The organism is Cellulomonas sp. P5_C6 (assembly GCF_054049635.1).
In genome coordinates, this window is the sequence record NZ_JBFULZ010000006.1 from 1 (window position 1) to 16468 (window position 16468).

At 69.7% G+C, this 16468-nt stretch carries 15 protein-coding genes and 2 tRNA genes; 11 read left to right on the forward strand and 6 right to left on the reverse strand.

Annotated features, from left to right (window positions below; genetic code table 11):
• Positions 1-283: 283 nt before the first annotated feature.
• Genes ACXJKG_RS01410 through rpmH form a run of 5 tightly spaced genes read right to left on the reverse strand, consistent with a single transcriptional unit; the run spans position 284 to position 2724 of the window.
• Positions 284-796: a Jag family protein gene (locus ACXJKG_RS01410; protein ID WP_456843972.1), complete on the reverse strand. Its 513-nt coding sequence runs from the start codon at positions 794-796 to the stop codon at positions 284-286.
• 34 nt (positions 797-830) lie between these two features.
• Positions 831-1895: a membrane protein insertase YidC gene (gene yidC, locus ACXJKG_RS01415; protein WP_456843973.1), complete on the reverse strand. Its 1065-nt coding sequence runs from the start codon at positions 1893-1895 to the stop codon at positions 831-833.
• Positions 1896-1917: 22 nt separating this feature from the next.
• Complete coding sequence (gene yidD / locus ACXJKG_RS01420; protein WP_456843974.1) at positions 1918-2202, reverse strand: membrane protein insertion efficiency factor YidD; 285 nt, start codon at positions 2200-2202, stop codon at positions 1918-1920.
• Between the two features lie 7 nt (positions 2203-2209).
• Positions 2210-2575, reverse strand: coding sequence for a ribonuclease P protein component (gene rnpA, locus ACXJKG_RS01425; protein ID WP_456843975.1), 366 nt, complete (start codon positions 2573-2575; stop codon positions 2210-2212).
• Between the two features lie 11 nt (positions 2576-2586).
• On the reverse strand, positions 2587-2724 hold the full coding sequence (rpmH, locus tag ACXJKG_RS01430; RefSeq protein ID WP_159808264.1) for a 50S ribosomal protein L34: 138 nt from the start codon (positions 2722-2724) through the stop codon (positions 2587-2589).
• A 500-nt stretch (positions 2725-3224) separates the two neighbouring features.
• Here rpmH and dnaA point away from each other — a divergent pair, with 500 nt between their 5' ends.
• The 11 genes from dnaA (at position 3225) to ACXJKG_RS01485 (ending at position 15687) form a co-directional block, all read left to right on the forward strand.
• The gene (gene dnaA, locus ACXJKG_RS01435) at positions 3225-4760 is read left to right on the forward strand and encodes a chromosomal replication initiator protein DnaA (RefSeq protein WP_456843976.1); all 1536 of its coding nucleotides are present in this window, start codon (positions 3225-3227) and stop codon (positions 4758-4760) included.
• A gap of 710 nt (positions 4761-5470) precedes the next feature.
• On the forward strand, positions 5471-6601 hold the full coding sequence (dnaN, locus tag ACXJKG_RS01440) for a DNA polymerase III subunit beta (RefSeq protein ID WP_456843977.1): 1131 nt from the start codon (positions 5471-5473) through the stop codon (positions 6599-6601).
• Positions 6602-6661: 60 nt separating this feature from the next.
• The gene (gene gnd / locus ACXJKG_RS01445; protein WP_456843978.1) at positions 6662-7603 is read left to right on the forward strand and encodes a phosphogluconate dehydrogenase (NAD(+)-dependent, decarboxylating); all 942 of its coding nucleotides are present in this window, start codon (positions 6662-6664) and stop codon (positions 7601-7603) included.
• A gap of 7 nt (positions 7604-7610) precedes the next feature.
• Entirely contained in the window at positions 7611-8801 is a 1191-nt protein-coding gene (recF, locus tag ACXJKG_RS01450) for a DNA replication/repair protein RecF (protein ID WP_456843979.1), read from the forward strand.
• On the forward strand, positions 8791-9366 hold the full coding sequence (locus ACXJKG_RS01455) for a DUF721 domain-containing protein (protein WP_456843980.1): 576 nt from the start codon (positions 8791-8793) through the stop codon (positions 9364-9366). The genes recF and ACXJKG_RS01455 overlap by 11 nt, the downstream gene beginning before the upstream one ends.
• Positions 9367-9549: 183 nt before the next feature.
• Positions 9550-11598, forward strand: a complete 2049-nt coding sequence (gene gyrB, locus ACXJKG_RS01460; protein WP_456843981.1) for a DNA topoisomerase (ATP-hydrolyzing) subunit B — start codon at positions 9550-9552, stop codon at positions 11596-11598.
• A gap of 50 nt (positions 11599-11648) precedes the next feature.
• Entirely contained in the window at positions 11649-14264 is a 2616-nt protein-coding gene (gyrA, locus tag ACXJKG_RS01465; protein ID WP_456843982.1) for a DNA gyrase subunit A, read from the forward strand.
• Complete coding sequence (locus ACXJKG_RS01470) at positions 14261-15304, forward strand: DUF3566 domain-containing protein (protein WP_456843983.1); 1044 nt, start codon at positions 14261-14263, stop codon at positions 15302-15304. Before gyrA ends, ACXJKG_RS01470 begins: the two co-directional genes overlap by 4 nt.
• A 73-nt stretch (positions 15305-15377) precedes the next feature.
• A tRNA-Ile gene (locus ACXJKG_RS01475) sits at positions 15378-15451 on the forward strand.
• A 22-nt stretch (positions 15452-15473) separates the two neighbouring features.
• Positions 15474-15593 (forward strand): DLW-39 family protein, encoded by a 120-nt coding sequence (locus ACXJKG_RS01480; protein ID WP_456843984.1) that lies wholly within the window; start codon positions 15474-15476, stop codon positions 15591-15593.
• Positions 15594-15614: 21 nt separating this feature from the next.
• Positions 15615-15687: transfer RNA gene (locus ACXJKG_RS01485), tRNA-Ala, on the forward strand.
• Positions 15688-15747: 60 nt separating this feature from the next.
• Here the strand turns inward: ACXJKG_RS01485 and ACXJKG_RS01490 are convergent.
• Positions 15748-16404: a GNAT family N-acetyltransferase gene (locus ACXJKG_RS01490; protein ID WP_456843985.1), complete on the reverse strand. Its 657-nt coding sequence runs from the start codon at positions 16402-16404 to the stop codon at positions 15748-15750.
• Positions 16405-16468 lie beyond the last annotated feature (64 nt).

The following is a 16468-nucleotide window of genomic DNA, read 5'->3' on the forward strand; positions in this document are numbered from 1 at the left end:
GACCTGCAGTGAGCGAGCCGCTGCACCGACACGGCGACTGCGTTCGACCGCGACCCCGTCGCTCGACTTCGACCTCGACGCGCTGACCAACACGTCGGCACAGCTCGACACCCCCGGCGTCCGCCGCGTCCACACCATGGAACCGGGCGTGAGCGAACGTCGGCGACGTCGCTGGCAGGATCCGAACGACGCACCGGTTCCACGTGAAACATCGTCCAACGACGAAGGGGTGGACCCGCAGGCCCACCCGTTCATCCCGCCCGGTCAGACGACCGCGGTCACATCACGCCGGACGGATCACCACGTGCCGGTTCGGCTCGACGCCGTCGGAGTCGCTCGACATSCCGGCGGCAGCRACGGTGTCGTGGACSACCTTGCGCTCGAACGGGTTCATCGCGTCGAGGGCCACGGCCACGCCGGACTCCTTCACGCGGGCGATCGCGTCGTTGGCGACGGTCACCAGCTCGGCACGACGACCGGCGCGGTAGCCGGCGACGTCGAGCATGAGCCGGCTGCGCTCGCCGGTCTTCGCCTGCACGGCCAGGCGGGTCAGCTCCTGGAGAGCATCCAGAACCTCCCCGTCGGGACCGGCGAGGCGCGAGAGTGAACGGTCCGCAGGGTCCTCGGACACGATCTCGACGGCGGCACGGCCGTGGTCGATGTCGATGTCGATGTCACCGTCGAGGTCGGCGATGTCGAGCAGCTCCTCGAGGTAGTCAGCGGCGATCTCGCCCTCTTCCTCGAGGCGCTTGGTGCTGACGGTCTCGACGGGAGCGTCGGGCTGGGTCGAAGTCATGGAGTCTCTCTCCGATCAACGTCGCGCGGGTGCGCTACTTCTTAGGCTTGGTGGGGGCGGCTGGCGCCGGCGTGCTGGGCCCGTCGGGTTCGTCGTCGGTCGACGCGGTGGGCTTGCCGGTGACGCCTTCGTTGGCGACACGGGGCTTGTTGCGGTCCTTGCGCTTCGGCTGCTCCCGCTGCCCGCTGCGCGGCTTCTCCTCGATGACGAGGGTGGTCGTCGCGGGCGCGTCCTCGATGAGGGATCCGTGCGCGGCAGCCTTGCGGGCCTTGCGCTCCTTCATGGCGAGCTCGGCCTGTGAGCCGGGGGCCGGCATCCGACGGATCGTGTAGAACTGCTGTCCCATCGACCAGAGGTTCGTGGTGGTCCAGTAGATGAGGACACCGATGGGGAAGTTGACGCCGGAGAAGGCGAAGATCAGCGGCAGGACGTAGAGCAGGACCTTCTGCTGCTGAGCCATCGGTCCCTGGAGCGCGGCCGGCGGCATGTTCTTCATGGTCAGCTGGCGCTGCGTGAGGAAGGTCGTCGCGGACATCGCCACGATCAGGACGGCGCTGACCACGCGGATGTGCCAGTTGTCGCCGGCCTGCATGAACGTGCCGGACAGCGGGGCGCCGAAGATCGTGGCGGCCTCGGCCTGCGCGGCGAGCTCGGGGGTCATCGGGCCGATCGGCGGGTACTGGCCGGAGGCGATGCCGGGGAGCTCGATGAGCACGCGGAAGAGCGCGAAGAAGATGGGGGACTGCAGCAGGATCGGCAGGCAGGACGCGAACGGGTTCGTGCCGTTCTCCCGGTAGAGCGCCATGGTCTCGCGCTGCAGAGCCTCACGGGACGCGGGGTCGGTCTTCCCCTTGTACTTCTTCTGGATCGCCTGCATCTGCGGAGCGATCAGCTGCATGCCGCGCGAGGCCTTGATCTGGCGGAAGAACAGCGGGATCAGCGCGATCCGGATGACGATCACGAGCCCCACGATGGAGAGCCCCCAGGCGGCGCCGCTGGCGGGGTCGAGACCGATCGCAGAGAGGAGCGCGTGGAACTGGACCATGATCCAGGCCACGACGACCATGATGGGTTTGAGCAGACCGTCGAACCACGACATGTGGCAGAACTCCTCGTTGGGGTCAGTGCGTGGCAGCAGCCACGTGGGAATGACGGTGAGCGGACCGCGCAGGTGGAACGTCGTCCACGCCACCCAGGTTCCACGGGTTGCAGCGGAGCAACCGCCAGACAGCCAGCCGCGTCCCGCGCAGGACACCGTGGCGCTGCACAGCGATCACGGCGTACTGCGAGCACGACGGGTAGAACTTGCAGGTGGGCGGCGTCATCGGGGAGATGAACCGCTGGTAGCCCCGAATGAGCAGGACGACCACCCGCGCGGGGGCGTGCATCACCGAGTGCATGGTCATGGGATGACTACGCCTCGGTCCGACGTCGGGCCCGACGGGTCGCCGTCTCGAGTGCGGCGTCCAGGTCCGCGCCCAGGAGGGTGAACGGCCGACCGGCCGACGCCGGCAGCGCTCGGATGACGATGCCTGCGTCGTTCGGGAGACCGGCCAGCCGGGGCCGGACGAGCTCGCGCAGGCGACGCTTCACGAGGTTGCGCGTGACGGCGGTCCCGACGGCCTTGGACACGACAAGACCGATCACCGGCCCATCGGGCGAGTGATCGGTCCGTGTCGTCAGATGCACCACGAGGGTGTCCCGTCCGCCGCGCGCGCCTCGGCGCACCGCCTGCTCGAAGTCGGCAGCGCGGCGCATCCGGTGCGCGGCGGACAGCACCGACGTCTGTGTCAGGCCGAGAGCTCCGAGCGACCCTTGCGGCGGCGGGCCGCCAGGATCGCGCGGCCGGCGCGCGTACGCATGCGCAGACGGAAGCCGTGGGTCTTGGCCCGGCGCCGGTTGTTCGGCTGGAAGGTGCGCTTGGTCACGAGATTCTCCAACTACATCGGGTGGGCCTCGCAGGTGCCGCGCGACCAGGTTCAGGCTGCCGAGATCGAATGCTCCGGGACACACGAGCGAGCTTGCATGCACGCGTGCGGCGTCAGGGCGCGCCAGGAGGGAGCCATCGATAAGGCTGCAATACCGTACTTCCCGCCGTACTGGCCGGTCAAATGCGCGCGACTCGCCGCACCGATCCTGCCACAGCCCGTCCGACGTCACCCGCTGGGGCACTGCCCGCACCTCGGGGCTGCCACTACGATCGATCATCGTCGCCGGGGCGAGCAGCCTGTGGACCACACCGTGGTGGACAGGGCCTGAACGCCACGAGAACAACGCCGACAGGTGCGCTCCGCTCGCCCGTCCTCACCGTGTGTCGGGGCCTCCGCGGCCACCGCGATCATCTGCTCACAGGTGTGGACAACTGTGTGGACAACGCGGGGTCGTGCGAGACTCGACCACCCACGCGAACGAACAGCCGAGGTAGCACGTGTCACAGGACGAAGAGCTCTCCCGGGTCTGGGGGCACGTGGTGTCGACCCTCGAGTCGAGTCCGGACATCACCCCACGCCAGATCGCCTTCGTCCGTCTCGCCCGTCCGCTCGGGCTCCTCGACGGCACCCTGCTCCTGGCCGTCGGCAACGACCTGACCAAGGACTACCTCGAGTCCCGGGTCCGCGGCGAGGTCACGATCGCGCTGAGCGCAGCGCTCGACCGCGAGGCGCGGTTCGCCATCACGGTCGATCCCGATCTGGCCGAGGACGCGCCCCCCGCGCTGCGGGTCGTCGGCGCGGAGCAGCGGCACGAGCCGTACAGCCCTTCGCGCGACGAGCGCGAGGCGGACGAGGCCGACGCCCGGCGCGAGGCGCGCCCCGACCTGTCTCTGGTCAGCGACGAGGACGCGTCGGACAACGGCTCGCAGCACACGCGTCGCTACGGCGGCCGGGACGACGACCGTCCGTCGCCCGCCAACCGTCGCCAGCCTGCCGAGCCGGCCCGGCTGAACCCCAAGTACCTCTTCGAGACGTTCGTCATCGGCAGCTCGAACCGCTTCGCGCACGCCGCGGCTGTCGCGGTCGCCGAGGCACCGGCCAAGGCCTACAACCCGCTGTTCATCTACGGCGACTCGGGTCTGGGCAAGACGCACCTGCTGCACGCGATCGGCCACTACGCGCAGAACCTCTACCCGAGCGTCCGCGTGCGGTACGTGAACTCCGAGGAGTTCACCAACGACTTCATCAACTCGATCTCCGAGGGCAAGGCCGGCGCGTTCCAGCGCCGCTACCGCGAGGTCGACGTGCTCCTCATCGACGACATCCAGTTCCTGCAGGGCAAGGAACAGACGATGGAGGAGTTCTTCCACACGTTCAACACCCTGCACAACGCGAACAAGCAGGTCGTGATCACGTCCGACCTGCCGCCCAAGCAGCTGAACGGCTTCGAGGACCGCATGCGGTCGCGCTTCGAGTGGGGCCTGATCACCGACGTCCAGCCGCCGGACCTCGAGACCCGCATCGCGATCCTGCGCAAGAAGGCCGGCAGCGAGCGGCTGCAGGCGCCGCCGGACGTCCTGGAGTACATCGCCTCCAAGATCTCGACCAACATCCGCGAGCTCGAGGGTGCGCTCATCCGGGTGACGGCGTTCGCCAACCTCAACCGCCAGCAGGTGGACCTGTCGCTCGCGGAGATCGTCCTCAAGGACCTGATCACCGACGACCAGACGACCGAGATCACGGCGACGCAGGTCATCGGCCAGACGGCCGCCTACTTCGGTCTCAGCATCGACGACCTGTGCGGCTCCAGCCGTTCGCGCGTGCTGGTCACGGCTCGCCAGATCGCCATGTACCTGTGCCGTGAGCTCACCGACCTGTCCCTGCCGAAGATCGGTCAGGCGTTCGGCGGGCGGGACCACACCACCGTCATGCACGCGAACCGCAAGATCCGCGAGCTCATGGCCGAGCGCCGGTCGATCTACAACCAGGTCACCGAGCTGACCAACCGGATCAAGCAGCAGAACCGCGGCTGACCAGAAGCCCAGTTCAGCCTGTTCTGCCCGGTCGTCTCCCCACAGTTATCCACAGCTGTCCACAGGACCCTGGGGATGCTTGTGACCTGATTCACCCGTTCGGCTCACTCGACCCTGCCGGACGGCGCTCCACGTCCCTGACCTGCAGCAATACGGCAAAACCGACAATGTGCGCGTTCACAAACGGTCATTCGGCGCGTCCGGGCATGAGACAACTCTCACGGTCGAAACGTTCCGACGGTCTTGACCCCAACCTTCACCCTGCGGATGAGACATGCATGGGACGAATCTCCACACCTGTGGGTACACCTGTGGACGACGGTGGATGACCCCACCTTGTGATGTGGACGGGAAGGGCCGTCGCGGTGGACGCAGGACGGCCCGGACACAGCTCTCCACGGCTGTCCACGGGGTGTCCGATCCGGCCCACAACCGGCGTGCACACCCTGATCGGGGGTTGACCTGCACGGACGTCCACCATCCACACAGTGCACAGGACCGATGACGATGACGACACTTCTCTCTCCGATGGATCCACACACCGCCAAAGGGCTGGACGGGTCGACGAACGACACGGTTGTGGTTGTCATCCGCATGCCCGTACCGAGCGTCGGACCACTCGCGTAGTGTTCGCCTGACGCCTTCCGACCGGACCTCCTCACAACCTGTGACGGCACGCCGGCAGGGCCGCACGACGAGAGGTTTGAGGCATGAGGTTCCGGGTCGACCGCGACGTTCTCGCGGACGCCGTCACATGGACGGCGCGCAGCCTGCCCACGCGGCCCCCCGTCCCCGTCCTGGCGGGTGTGCGCCTCGAGGCCGACACCACAGGCACCGTGCAGCTCTCGAGCTTCGACTACGAGGTCTCCGCCCGGTCGCAGATCCCGGCGGACGTGACCGAGGCCGGCTCCGTGCTCGTCTCCGGCCGCCTCCTCGCGGAGATCTCCCGGTCGCTGCCCGACAAGCCGGTCGACGTGGTGCTCGAGGGCACCAAGGTCGTCGTGACGTGTGGCGCCAGCCGCTTCACGCTCCTGACCATGCCGGTCGAGGACTACCCGAACCTCCCGGTCATGCCGCCCACCACGGGCACCGTCGACGGCGACGAGCTGACCCACGCGGTCGCCCAGGTGTCCGTCGCCGCGAGCCGGGACGACACGCTGCCGCTGCTCACGGGCGTGCGAGTGGAGATCGAGGGCGAGAAGGTCACCCTCCTCGCCACGGACCGCTACCGGCTCGCGCTGCGTGAGCTCACGTGGAAGCCGTCGTCGCCGGACATCTCGACGGTCGCCCTGGTCCGGGCCCGGACGCTGTCCGACGCCGCGAAGTCCCTGGGCAGCGCCGGCTCCGTGACGGTGGCGCTGTCCACCGGCTCAGGCGTCGACATGATCGGCTTCGAGGCCGCCGGTCGGCAGACCACGAGCCTCCTCGTCGACGGCGACTACCCCGCGGTGCGCCGGCTGTTCCCGGACGAGACGCCCATCCACGCCGTCGTCGGCACGCACGCCCTGGCGGACGCCGCCAAGCGCGTCGCGCTGGTCGCCGAGCGGAACACCCCGATCCGGCTGTCGTTCAGCGAGGGCCAGGTCGTCCTCGACGCCGGTCAGGGCGACGACGCGCAGGCCTCCGAGGCGCTCGAGGCCACGCTGGTCGGCGACGACATCTCGGTGGCGTTCAACCCCCAGTTCCTGCTCGACGGGCTGGGCGCGCTGAGCACGACGTTCGTCCGGCTGTCGTTCACGCACCCCAACAAGCCGGTCGAGTTCACCGGCCAGGAGTCGCTGGACGGCGAGGACAACCCCGAGTACCGCTACCTGCTCGTCCCCATCCGTTTCGCCAGCTGACCAGCGGAGCTGCAGACGGCCGGGACGGCTGACCGGCGCACCGCGCCCCTCTGGGGCAGAGTGAGCGAGACACGCAGGACGCGAACCGAAGAAGAGGCAGACGGCATGCACATCGGTCTGGTGGGTCTGGGCAAGATGGGCGCGAACATGCGGACGCGCATCCGTGCCGCGGGTATCGACGTCACGGGGTACGACCGCAACCCGGACGTCACCGACGTCCCCTCGCTGGAGGCCCTCGTCGAGGCGCTCCCGGCCGGCGAGCGCATCGTGTGGGTGATGGTGCCGTCGGGCGAGATCACGGATGCCGTGGTGACCGAGCTGGCGGGCCTGCTCACGGCCGGCGACGTCCTCATCGACGGCGGCAACTCGTACTACCAGGACGACCTTCCGCACGCGGAGCTGCTGGCGGCCAAGGGCATCGGGTTCATCGACGCCGGCGTCTCCGGCGGAGTCTGGGGCCTGGCCAACGGGTACGGCCTCATGGTCGGCGGCGAGCCGCACCTGGTCGCCAAGGCGATGCCGGTGTTCGACGCGCTGCGTCCCGAGGGGCCGCGCGAAGAGGGCTTCGTCCACGCCGGCACCGTCGGCGCGGGCCACTTCTCGAAGATGGTGCACAACGGCATCGAGTACGGGCTGATGCAGGCGTACGCCGAGGGTTACGAGCTCCTCGCGGCGAAGGACCTGGTCACGGACGTGCACGGCACCATGCGCGCGTGGCAGCGCGGCACCGTCGTCCGGTCCTGGCTGCTGGAGCTGCTGGTCAAGGCGCTGGAGCAGGACCCGGGCCTGGGCGAGATCGACGACTGGGTCGAGGACTCCGGCGAGGGCCGGTGGACCGTCGACGAGGCGATCGACCTCGCCGTGCCGGCTCCTGTCATCTCCGCCTCCCTGTTCGCACGCTTCGCCTCCCGCCAGGAGGAGTCGCCCGCGATGAAGGCCGTCGCGGCGCTGCGCCAGCAGTTCGGCGGGCACGCCGTGAAGCCCGCGCCGCCCTCCGCCTGACCAGTCGATGTACGTCGCGCACCTCTCCCTGACGGACTTCCGCTCGTACGCGCAGGTCGAGCTCCCGCTGGAGCCCGGCATCACCGCGCTCGTCGGCCCCAACGGGCAGGGCAAGACCAACCTGATCGAGGCGCTCGGCTACATCGCGACCCTGGGCAGCCACCGGGTGCCGACCGACGCCGCCCTCGTGCGGGCGGGGACGACACGGGCGGTGGTCCGGGCGAAGGTGGTCCGCGAGCTCGAGCCCGGCCGCCCGCGCTCGTCGCTGGTCGAGATCGAGGTGACGCCCGGCAAGGCAAACCGTGCGCGGGTGAACGGCGGCTCGCCGACGAGGGCGCGCGACGTGCTCGGGATCCTGCGCACCGTGCTGTTCGCACCCGAGGACCTGTCGCTGGTCAAGGGTGACCCGGACGGCCGTCGACGGTTCCTGGACGACCTGCTGGTCCAGCTCACACCGAGGGTCGCCGGCGTGATCACGGACTACGACCGCGTGCTGCGGCAACGGTCGGCTCTGCTGAAGTCGGCGGGTGCCGCGCGGCGGGGAGCCGGGGCCGACCTGCGCACGCTCGACGTGTGGGACGCCAAGCTGGCGCAGACGGGCGCCCAGATCATCGTCGCCCGGCGACACCTGGTGCGGTCGCTCGCGCCGCACATCGAACGGGCATATGCGCAGGTCAGCGCCGGGCAGGGCGACGCGATCGCCACGTACCGGGCGTCCCTGGACGCCGTCCTGGAGATCGACGACGACGACGCGGCGGCGGAGCTGGTCGAGGCGCAGCTGCTCGAGGCGATGGGTCGCCTGCGCACCAAGGAGATCGAGCGCGGGGTCAGCCTGGTCGGCCCGCACCGCGACGACCTCGTGCTCACGCTCGGCGGGCTGCCGGCCAAGGGCTACGCCAGCCACGGCGAGTCGTGGTCGTTCGCGCTGGCTCTGCGGCTCGCGTCGTACCAGCTGCTGAAGGACGGCGACGAGGTCGACGGGTGGGCCGGCGGCGACTGGGGTCCCGACGGCGAGCCCGTGCTGATCCTCGACGACGTGTTCGCCGAGCTCGACGCGCGCCGGCGGGACCGCCTGGCGGAGCTGGTGGCGCCGGCCCGGCAGGTCCTCATCACGGCGGCGGTGGCCGACGACGTCCCGGCGCCCCTGGCCGGCGCTCGGGTCGACGTGATGGGCGGGGAGGTCGCCCGTGTCCTCTGACGACGACGGCCTTTTCGTCACGCCGAAGAACAAGCCGGTGGACGGCACGCCGCTGCGCGAGCTCGTCGACCTCACACCCCCTCGGCAGGTCGCTCTCGGGGCTCTGGGTCGGGCGAAGGCCGCGGCCGCGCAGCGCGGGTTCCGGCCGGGCGACCCGGCCCGGCGGCGGCCGCTCGTCCAGGTCGCGGTGGGCACGGCCGGCCCGGGTGCGCGCGACCCGCAGCTGATCGGGTCGACGGTGAGCGGCCTGCTGGACCAGCTGGGCGGCTCCTCGGACCAGGTCGCCGGCGTGCTCAAGCACCGGTGGTCGGAGCTGGTCGGCCCCCAGGTGGCCGAGCACTGCGAGTACGTCTCGTTCGAGGGTGGCGCCCTGACGCTGCGGGCGCACTCGACGTCGTGGGCCACGCAGCTGAAGTTCCTGGCGCCGGCGATGCTCGGGCGGTTCGCGGCGGACCTCGGAGAGGGGATCGTCCTGGAGATCACGGTGCTGAACCCCGGCGGACCGCGGTTCAAGACCGGCCCGAAGCGCGTGGCGGGCCGCGGTGAGCGGGACACGTTCCGCTGACCGAGGAAGACCGGAGGGGACACCTGTGGGAAAAGAGGGTCCAGGCCCGTCCACCAGGTAGACTGTGAAGGTCATTCCTGGCGCATCTGTGCCTGGAACTCCAGCGTCATGGAGTGATCCGACCCGGCGAAGTTCGGTCGGCGCCCTCCGTCGCGTGTGAGAGCTTGAGGAGCACCACCGCCCGTGGCCGAGCAGAGCACCCCCCCGTCCAGCACGACGAAGACGACCAAGGACGGCAACGGCGGGTACGACGCCAGCGCGATCACGGTGCTCGAGGGGCTCGAGGCGGTGCGCAAGCGCCCCGGCATGTACATCGGCTCTACCGGCGAGCGCGGACTGCACCACCTGGTCTACGAGGTCGTCGACAACTCGGTCGACGAGGCCCTGGCCGGCTACTGCGACCACATCGAGGTCACGCTCCTGCCCGACGGCGGTGTGCGTGTCGTCGACAACGGCCGCGGCATCCCGGTCGCCATCCACCCGACCGAGGGCCGGCCGACCGTCGAGGTCGTCATGACGATCCTGCACGCGGGCGGCAAGTTCGGCGGCGCGGGCTACGCGGTCTCGGGCGGTCTGCACGGCGTCGGCATCTCGGTCGTGAACGCGCTCTCCACGCGCGTCGAGACGGTGGTCAAGCGCGACGGGTTCACGTGGCAGCAGGACTTCTCCGACGGCGGCAAGCCGCTGGGCGAGCTGCAGAAGGGTGCCCCGACGGACGACAGCGGCACCTCCCAGACCTTCTGGGCGGACCCGTCGATCTTCGAGACCACCGACTACGACTTCGAGACGCTGCGCGCGCGCTTCCAGCAGTACGCGTTCCTCAACAAGGGCCTCCAGATCTCGCTCACCGACGAGCGCCCGGCCCACCTGGACACGGGCGACGAGGTCGCCGGCGAGGACGAGAAGGAGGAGGGCGCCCCGGCACCCTTCCGGACCGTCACGTACAAGTACGACGGCGGCCTGGTCGACTATGTCAAGCACCTCAACAGCGCGAAGAAGGTGGAGGTCGTCCACCCGGAGATCATCGACTTCGAGTCCGAGGACACCGAGCGCCGGATCGCCGTCGAGATCGCCCTGCAGTGGACCAACGCGTACTCCGAGTCGGTCCACACCTACGCGAACACGATCTCGACCACCGAGGGCGGCACGCACGAGGAAGGCTTCCGTGCGGCGATGACCTCGCTGATCAACCGGTACGCGCGCGACAAGGGCATCCTCAAGGAGAAGGACGAGAACCTCACGGGCGACGACATCCGCGAAGGGCTCACCGCCGTCATCTCGATCAAGCTGGGCGAGCCGCAGTTCGAGGGCCAGACCAAGACGAAGCTGGGCAACACCGAGGCCAAGACGTTCGTGCAGCGGGTGGTCAACGACCAGCTCGGGGACTGGCTGGAGTCGCACCCGACCGAGGCGCGCGACGTGATCCGCAAGTCGATCCAGGCTGCGGCCGCGCGCATGGCGGCGCGCAAGGCTCGCGAGGCCACCCGCCGCAAGGGCCTGCTCGAGTCCGGCGGCATGCCGGGCAAGCTGCGCGACTGCCAGTCGAACCGCGCCGAGGAGTGCGAGGTCTTCATCGTCGAGGGCGACTCGGCCGGCGGTTCCGCCGTGCGCGGGCGCAACCCGCGGACGCAGGCGATCCTCCCCATCCGCGGGAAGATCCTCAACGTCGAGCGGGCGCGACTGGACCGGGCACTGGGCAACCAGGAGGTCCAGGCGCTGATCACGGCGTTCGGCACCGGCATCGGCGAGGACTTCGACCTGTCCAAGCTGAGGTACCACAAGATCGTGATCATGGCCGACGCCGACGTCGACGGTCAGCACATCCGGACCCTGCTGCTGACGCTGCTGTTCCGGTACATGCCGAACCTCATCACGCACGGCCACGTGTACCTGGCGCAGCCGCCGCTGTACCGGATCAAGTGGGCGAACGCCGAGCACGACTACGTCTACTCGGACCGCGAGCGGGACGCCGTGATCACCGACGGGCAGGCGAGCGGCAAGCGTCTGCCCAAGGAGAACTCGGTGCAGCGCTACAAGGGTCTGGGCGAGATGGACTACCAGGAGCTGTGGGAGACGACGATGTCGCCCGAGCACCGCACGCTGCTGCAGGTCACGCTCGACGAGGCCGCGGCGGCCGACGAGATCTTCTCGGTCCTCATGGGTGAGGACGTCGAGTCCCGTCGCTCGTTCATCCAGCGCAACGCGAAGGACGTGAGGTTCCTCGACATCTAGTCAGGAGACCGCACGGGCCACCAGCAACGCACCGAACGTAAGGAAACACGTTGAGCGAGACCACCGGCAACGAGATCGAGCACGGCCGCATCGACCAGGTCGACCTGCAGCTCGAGATGCAGCGCTCGTACCTCGACTACGCCATGTCCGTCATCGTCGGCCGCGCCCTGCCGGACGTCCGCGACGGCCTGAAGCCGGTGCACCGCCGCGTGCTCTACGCGATGTACGACGGYGGCTACCGCCCGGACCGCCAGTTCTCCAAGTGCTCGCGCGTCGTCGGCGACGTCATGGGCAAGTACCACCCGCACGGTGACACGGCGATCTACGACGCCCTGGTCCGCCTGGTCCAGGACTGGTCGCTGCGGTACCCGCTGGTGGCCGGCCAGGGCAACTTCGGCTCCCCGGGCGACGACCCGGCGGCCGCCCCGCGGTACACCGAGTGCAAGATGGCGCCGCTGTCCATGGAGATGGTCCGGGACATCGACAAGGACACCGTCGACTTCCAGGACAACTACGACGGCCGCACCCAGGAGCCCACGGTCCTGCCGTCGCGGTTCCCGAACCTGCTGGTCAACGGCTCGGCGGGCATCGCCGTCGGTATGGCCACCAACATCCCGCCGCACAACCTGCGCGAGGTCGCCGAGGGCGTGCAGTGGCACCTCGACCACCCGGACGCGTCCCGCGAGGAGCTGCTCGCGGCCCTCCTGCTGCGCATCAAGGGCCCGGACTTCCCCACCGGCGCGACGATCCTGGGCCACAAGGGCATCGAGGAGGCGTACCGGACGGGCCGCGGCTCGATCACCATGCGCGCGATCGTGCAGGTCGAGGAGATCCAGGGCCGCATCTGCCTGGTGGTCACCGAGCTCCCCTACCAGGTGAACCCCGACACGCTGGCCAAGAAGATCGCCGACCTGGTCAAGGACAACAAGGTCACCGGCATCGCGGACATCCGCGACGAGACGAGCGGCCGCGCCGGCCAGCGCCTGGTCATCGTGCTCAAGCGCGACGCCGTCGCCAAGGTGGTGCTGAACAACCTCTACAAGCACACGCAGCTGCAGGACACGTTCGGCGCGAACATGCTCGCGCTCGTCGACGACGTCCCGCGCACGCTGAGCATCGACGCGTTCGTCCGCCACTGGGTGACGCACCAGCTCGAGGTCGTCGTCCGCCGCACCGCGTTCAAGCTGCGCGAGGCCGAGGCGGACATCCACATCTACCGCGGCTACCTCAAGGCGCTCGACGCGCTGGACGAGGTCATCGCGCTCATCCGCCGCTCCCCCGACGCGGACGACGCCCGCTCGGGCCTGATGGCGATGCTCGACATCGACGAGCTCCAGGCCAACGCGATCCTCAACCTGCAGCTGCGCCGGCTCGCGGCCCTGCAGCGCCAGGAGATCCTCGAGCGCTACGCCAAGCTCGAGGCGGAGATCGCCGAGTACCAGGCGATCCTCGACTCCGAGCAGCGCCAGCGCGACATCGTATCCGACGAGCTGGGCGAGATCGTCGCCAAGTACGGCGACGAGCGGCGCACGACGATCCTGCCGTTCGACGGCGAGGTCAGCGTCGAGGACCTCATCGCCGAGGAGGAGATGGTCGTCACCATCACCCGCGGCGGGTACGCCAAGCGCACGCRCTCCGACAACTACCGGGCCCAGCGTCGCGGCGGCAAGGGCGTGCGCGGGGCGCAGCTGCGCGAGGACGACCTGGTCGACCACTTCTTCGTCACGACGACCCACCACTGGCTGCTCTTCTTCACCAACCTGGGCCGCGTGTACCGCGCGAAGGCGTACGAGCTGCCCGAGGGCGGTCGCGACGCGAAGGGCCAGCACGTCGCCAACCTGCTGGCGTTCCAGCCGGGCGAGAAGATCGCGCAGGTGCTCGACATCCGCGACTACACCAAGGCCGAGTACCTGGTCCTGGCCACGCAGCGCGGCCTGGTGAAGAAGACGCGGCTGGCCGACTACGACTCCAACCGCTCGGGCGGCGTCATCGCGATCAACCTGCGCGAGGACGAGGCGGGCCTGCCGGACGAGCTGGTCTCCGCGCGCCTGGTCGACTCCCACGAGGACCTCATCCTGGTGAGCCGCAAGGGCCAGTCGGTGCGCTTCACCGCGTCCGACGAGTCGCTGCGTCCGATGGGCCGGGCCACCTCGGGCGTCACGGGCATGAAGTTCCGCGACGACGACGAGCTGCTGGCCATGGACGTCGTGCGCGAGGACGCGTTCCTGTTCACGGTGACCGAGGGCGGCATCGCGAAGCGCACCGCACTGACGGTCGAGAACTACCGGCAGCAGGGCCGCGGCGGGCTCGGCATCAAGGTGGCCAACCTGCCCGAGGCCAACGGCGACCTGGTCGGGGCGCTCGTGGTCGACCCCGAGGACGAGGTCCTGGTCATCATGGAGCGCGGCAAGATCGTGCGTTCTGCCACGTCAGAGGTCAATGCGACCGGTCGCACCACGCAGGGCGTCATCTTCGCCAAGCCCGACAACGGGGACCGGATCATCGCGGTCGCGCGCAACACTGAGCGACACCTGGCCGACGAGGCAGGTACCGTGGGCGCTGAGAATGGCCAGGTTCCCGACGGAACGGACGCCCCGGAGGGTGTCGGTGACGCCGGGACGACCGCCGATCAGGCCGTGACCGACCAGTCAGCGGAGGACGCATGACCGATTCCACGCCCCCCTCGATCCCGCCGCGCAAGCGCCCGACGACGCCGACGACCGCGGGTCGCACGACGACGTCCACGCCGCGCACGGGATCGACCTCGGCGTGGAACGAGCCGGACACCGATGACGCGGCGACGCACGTGCCGAGCCTGAACGGCTCGAACGGCACCACGGCGTTCACGGTGCCGGCCAGCGTGATGCCGCCGACGGTCACCCCGGTGCGGACGTCGACGCGCACGGAGTCCTCGACCCGCACGGAGCCCTCGAAGCGCACGGAGTCGTCCACGCGCACGGAACCCTCGACGCGTGCGGAGTCCTCGACGCGCTCGGAGACCCCCGAGCGGTCGGCTCCCGCGGAGGCCGGCGCCACGGCCACCTCGATATCTCCACAGGATCGTGACACCACGGACTCGGCGGTCGGCGACGAGCACGACCCGCCGTCCCCGATGATGGTGGCGGTGGACACGGCCACGGTCTGGTTCAAGAAGGCCGGCGTCGCCACGTCCGCCGCGTTCGCTGCGGCCACCCGCCCCCGTCCCAAGGATCCGACCATGACGACCACCCCGGCACCCGCCCCGGCGGCCACCACGAGTGCCCCCCGGACGGCGAGCTCGACCGAGAACCTCACGGGCGCCCGGCCGAGCACGGGACGCATCCCGACGGTGGGCCAGCACGGCGCCCCCCGCCGCGTCCGGCTCGCGATCTCACGCGTCGACCCGTGGTCGGTCATGAAGCTGTCGTTCCTGCTGTCCGTGGCGATCGGCGTGATGATCGTCGTCGCCGCAGCCGTGGTCTGGTTCACGCTGAACGGGTTGCAGGTGTTCACCAAGGCCGACAACCTGGTCACCCAGATCACCGGAACGGAGAGCGGGATCAACATCCTGCAGTACGTCGAGTTCTCCCGGGTCATCTCGGGCGCCACGCTCATCGCGGTGGTCGACGTCTTCCTGCTCACCGCCCTGTCGACCATCGGGGCGTTCCTCTACAACATCGTGGCGGCCCTCGTCGGCGGCGTGCACGTGACCATGACGGACGAGTGATCCTCGCCGGTTTTGGTGGCGCCCCCGCCCTGGGGTAGTCTCGTCCGGCGCCACTGCGGCGCTTGCAGTGCACGGGCCTATAGCTCAGACGGTTAGAGCGCTTCCCTGATAAGGAAGAGGTCACAGGTTCAAGTCCTGTTAGGCCCACTCCCGACCCGTGGGGGAACCGATGAAGAAGCTCCTGCTCCTGGTGGCCATTGCCGCTCTCGGATTCGTCGTGTGGCAGAAGTACGCGCAGGATCGCGACGAGCGAGACCTGTGGGCAGAGGTCACCGACACCTTCGAGTGAGCTCGCCCGCCGGGCTCGCACGGGGCCATGGCGCAATTGGTAGCGCACCTGCTTTGCAAGCAGGGGGTTAGGGGTTCGAGTCCCCTTGGCTCCACCCGTGCACACGAGTGCCCCCGTCGATGTCTCGACGGGGGCRCTCGTGCGTCCGGAGGGCTCAGATCCCGAGCTGCTCGCGCGCCGCGTCGACGCCGACGAGCGTGACCTCCGGCCGTAGGTCGTCGGGGCGTGACTCCCAGGCCGCGCGGTCCAGGACGTACCGGTTGCTGGTCGTGGCGACACCCTCGCGGGGGATGGTGTCGACGCCGTTGGGCGCGTACCCGAGCCGGCGCGTGACGCCGTTCGACGCGGGGTTGTCGGCGAAGGCCGAGGTCGTGGCCGCCCGCGCCCCGAGGCCGTCGAAGAGCAGGTGCAGGATCATCAGCCGCATCCGGGTGCCGACGCCCTGGCCCTGGTGGGACCGCCCGAGCCACGAGCCGGTCTCCGCCACCCGCGTGACGGGGAACGCGGTCGCCATCGCGCCCTGCACCCCGAGCACGACGCCGTCGCGCACCACGGCGAGGTCGAGGTGCCAGTCGTCCGGCGTCGTCGCGGCGCGCTTGCCCCACTGGTACGTGAGGATGCTGCGGGCGACCTCCTGCGGTGTGCCGCGCGACCACGTCCCCGAGAACGGCATCACGGCCGGGTCGTGGATCCCCTCGGACCCGACCCGCGCCAGGCCGACGAGCGTCGGCTCGTCGAGGTAGCGCAGCTCGAGGTCGCCGCAGGTCACGCGCAGCCCGGCCAGCGGCCAGAGGTCGACGAGGGAGGTCATCGCTGCAGGCTTCCGCCGTCGGGCGCCCGGCGTCAACGCGAATGCGGTCGGCAGGTGTGGGACC

What these genes read in the sequence shown, in the direction of transcription:
- ACXJKG_RS01490 (WP_456843985.1), bottom strand. Translation starts at nt 16,404, where the DNA reads ATGACCTCCCTCGTCGACCTCTGGCCGCTGGCCGGGCTGCGCGTGACC.
- yidC (WP_456843973.1), bottom strand. Translation starts at nt 1,895, where the DNA reads ATGTCGTGGTTCGACGGTCTGCTCAAACCCATCATGGTCGTCGTGGCC.
- dnaN (WP_456843977.1), top strand. Translation starts at nt 5,471, where the DNA reads ATGAGGTTCCGGGTCGACCGCGACGTTCTCGCGGACGCCGTCACATGG.
- ACXJKG_RS01470 (WP_456843983.1), top strand. Translation starts at nt 14,261, where the DNA reads ATGACCGATTCCACGCCCCCCTCGATCCCGCCGCGCAAGCGCCCGACG.
- ACXJKG_RS01480 (WP_456843984.1), top strand. Translation starts at nt 15,474, where the DNA reads ATGAAGAAGCTCCTGCTCCTGGTGGCCATTGCCGCTCTCGGATTCGTC.
- yidD (WP_456843974.1), bottom strand. Translation starts at nt 2,202, where the DNA reads ATGACCATGCACTCGGTGATGCACGCCCCCGCGCGGGTGGTCGTCCTG.
- recF (WP_456843979.1), top strand. Translation starts at nt 7,611, where the DNA reads ATGTACGTCGCGCACCTCTCCCTGACGGACTTCCGCTCGTACGCGCAG.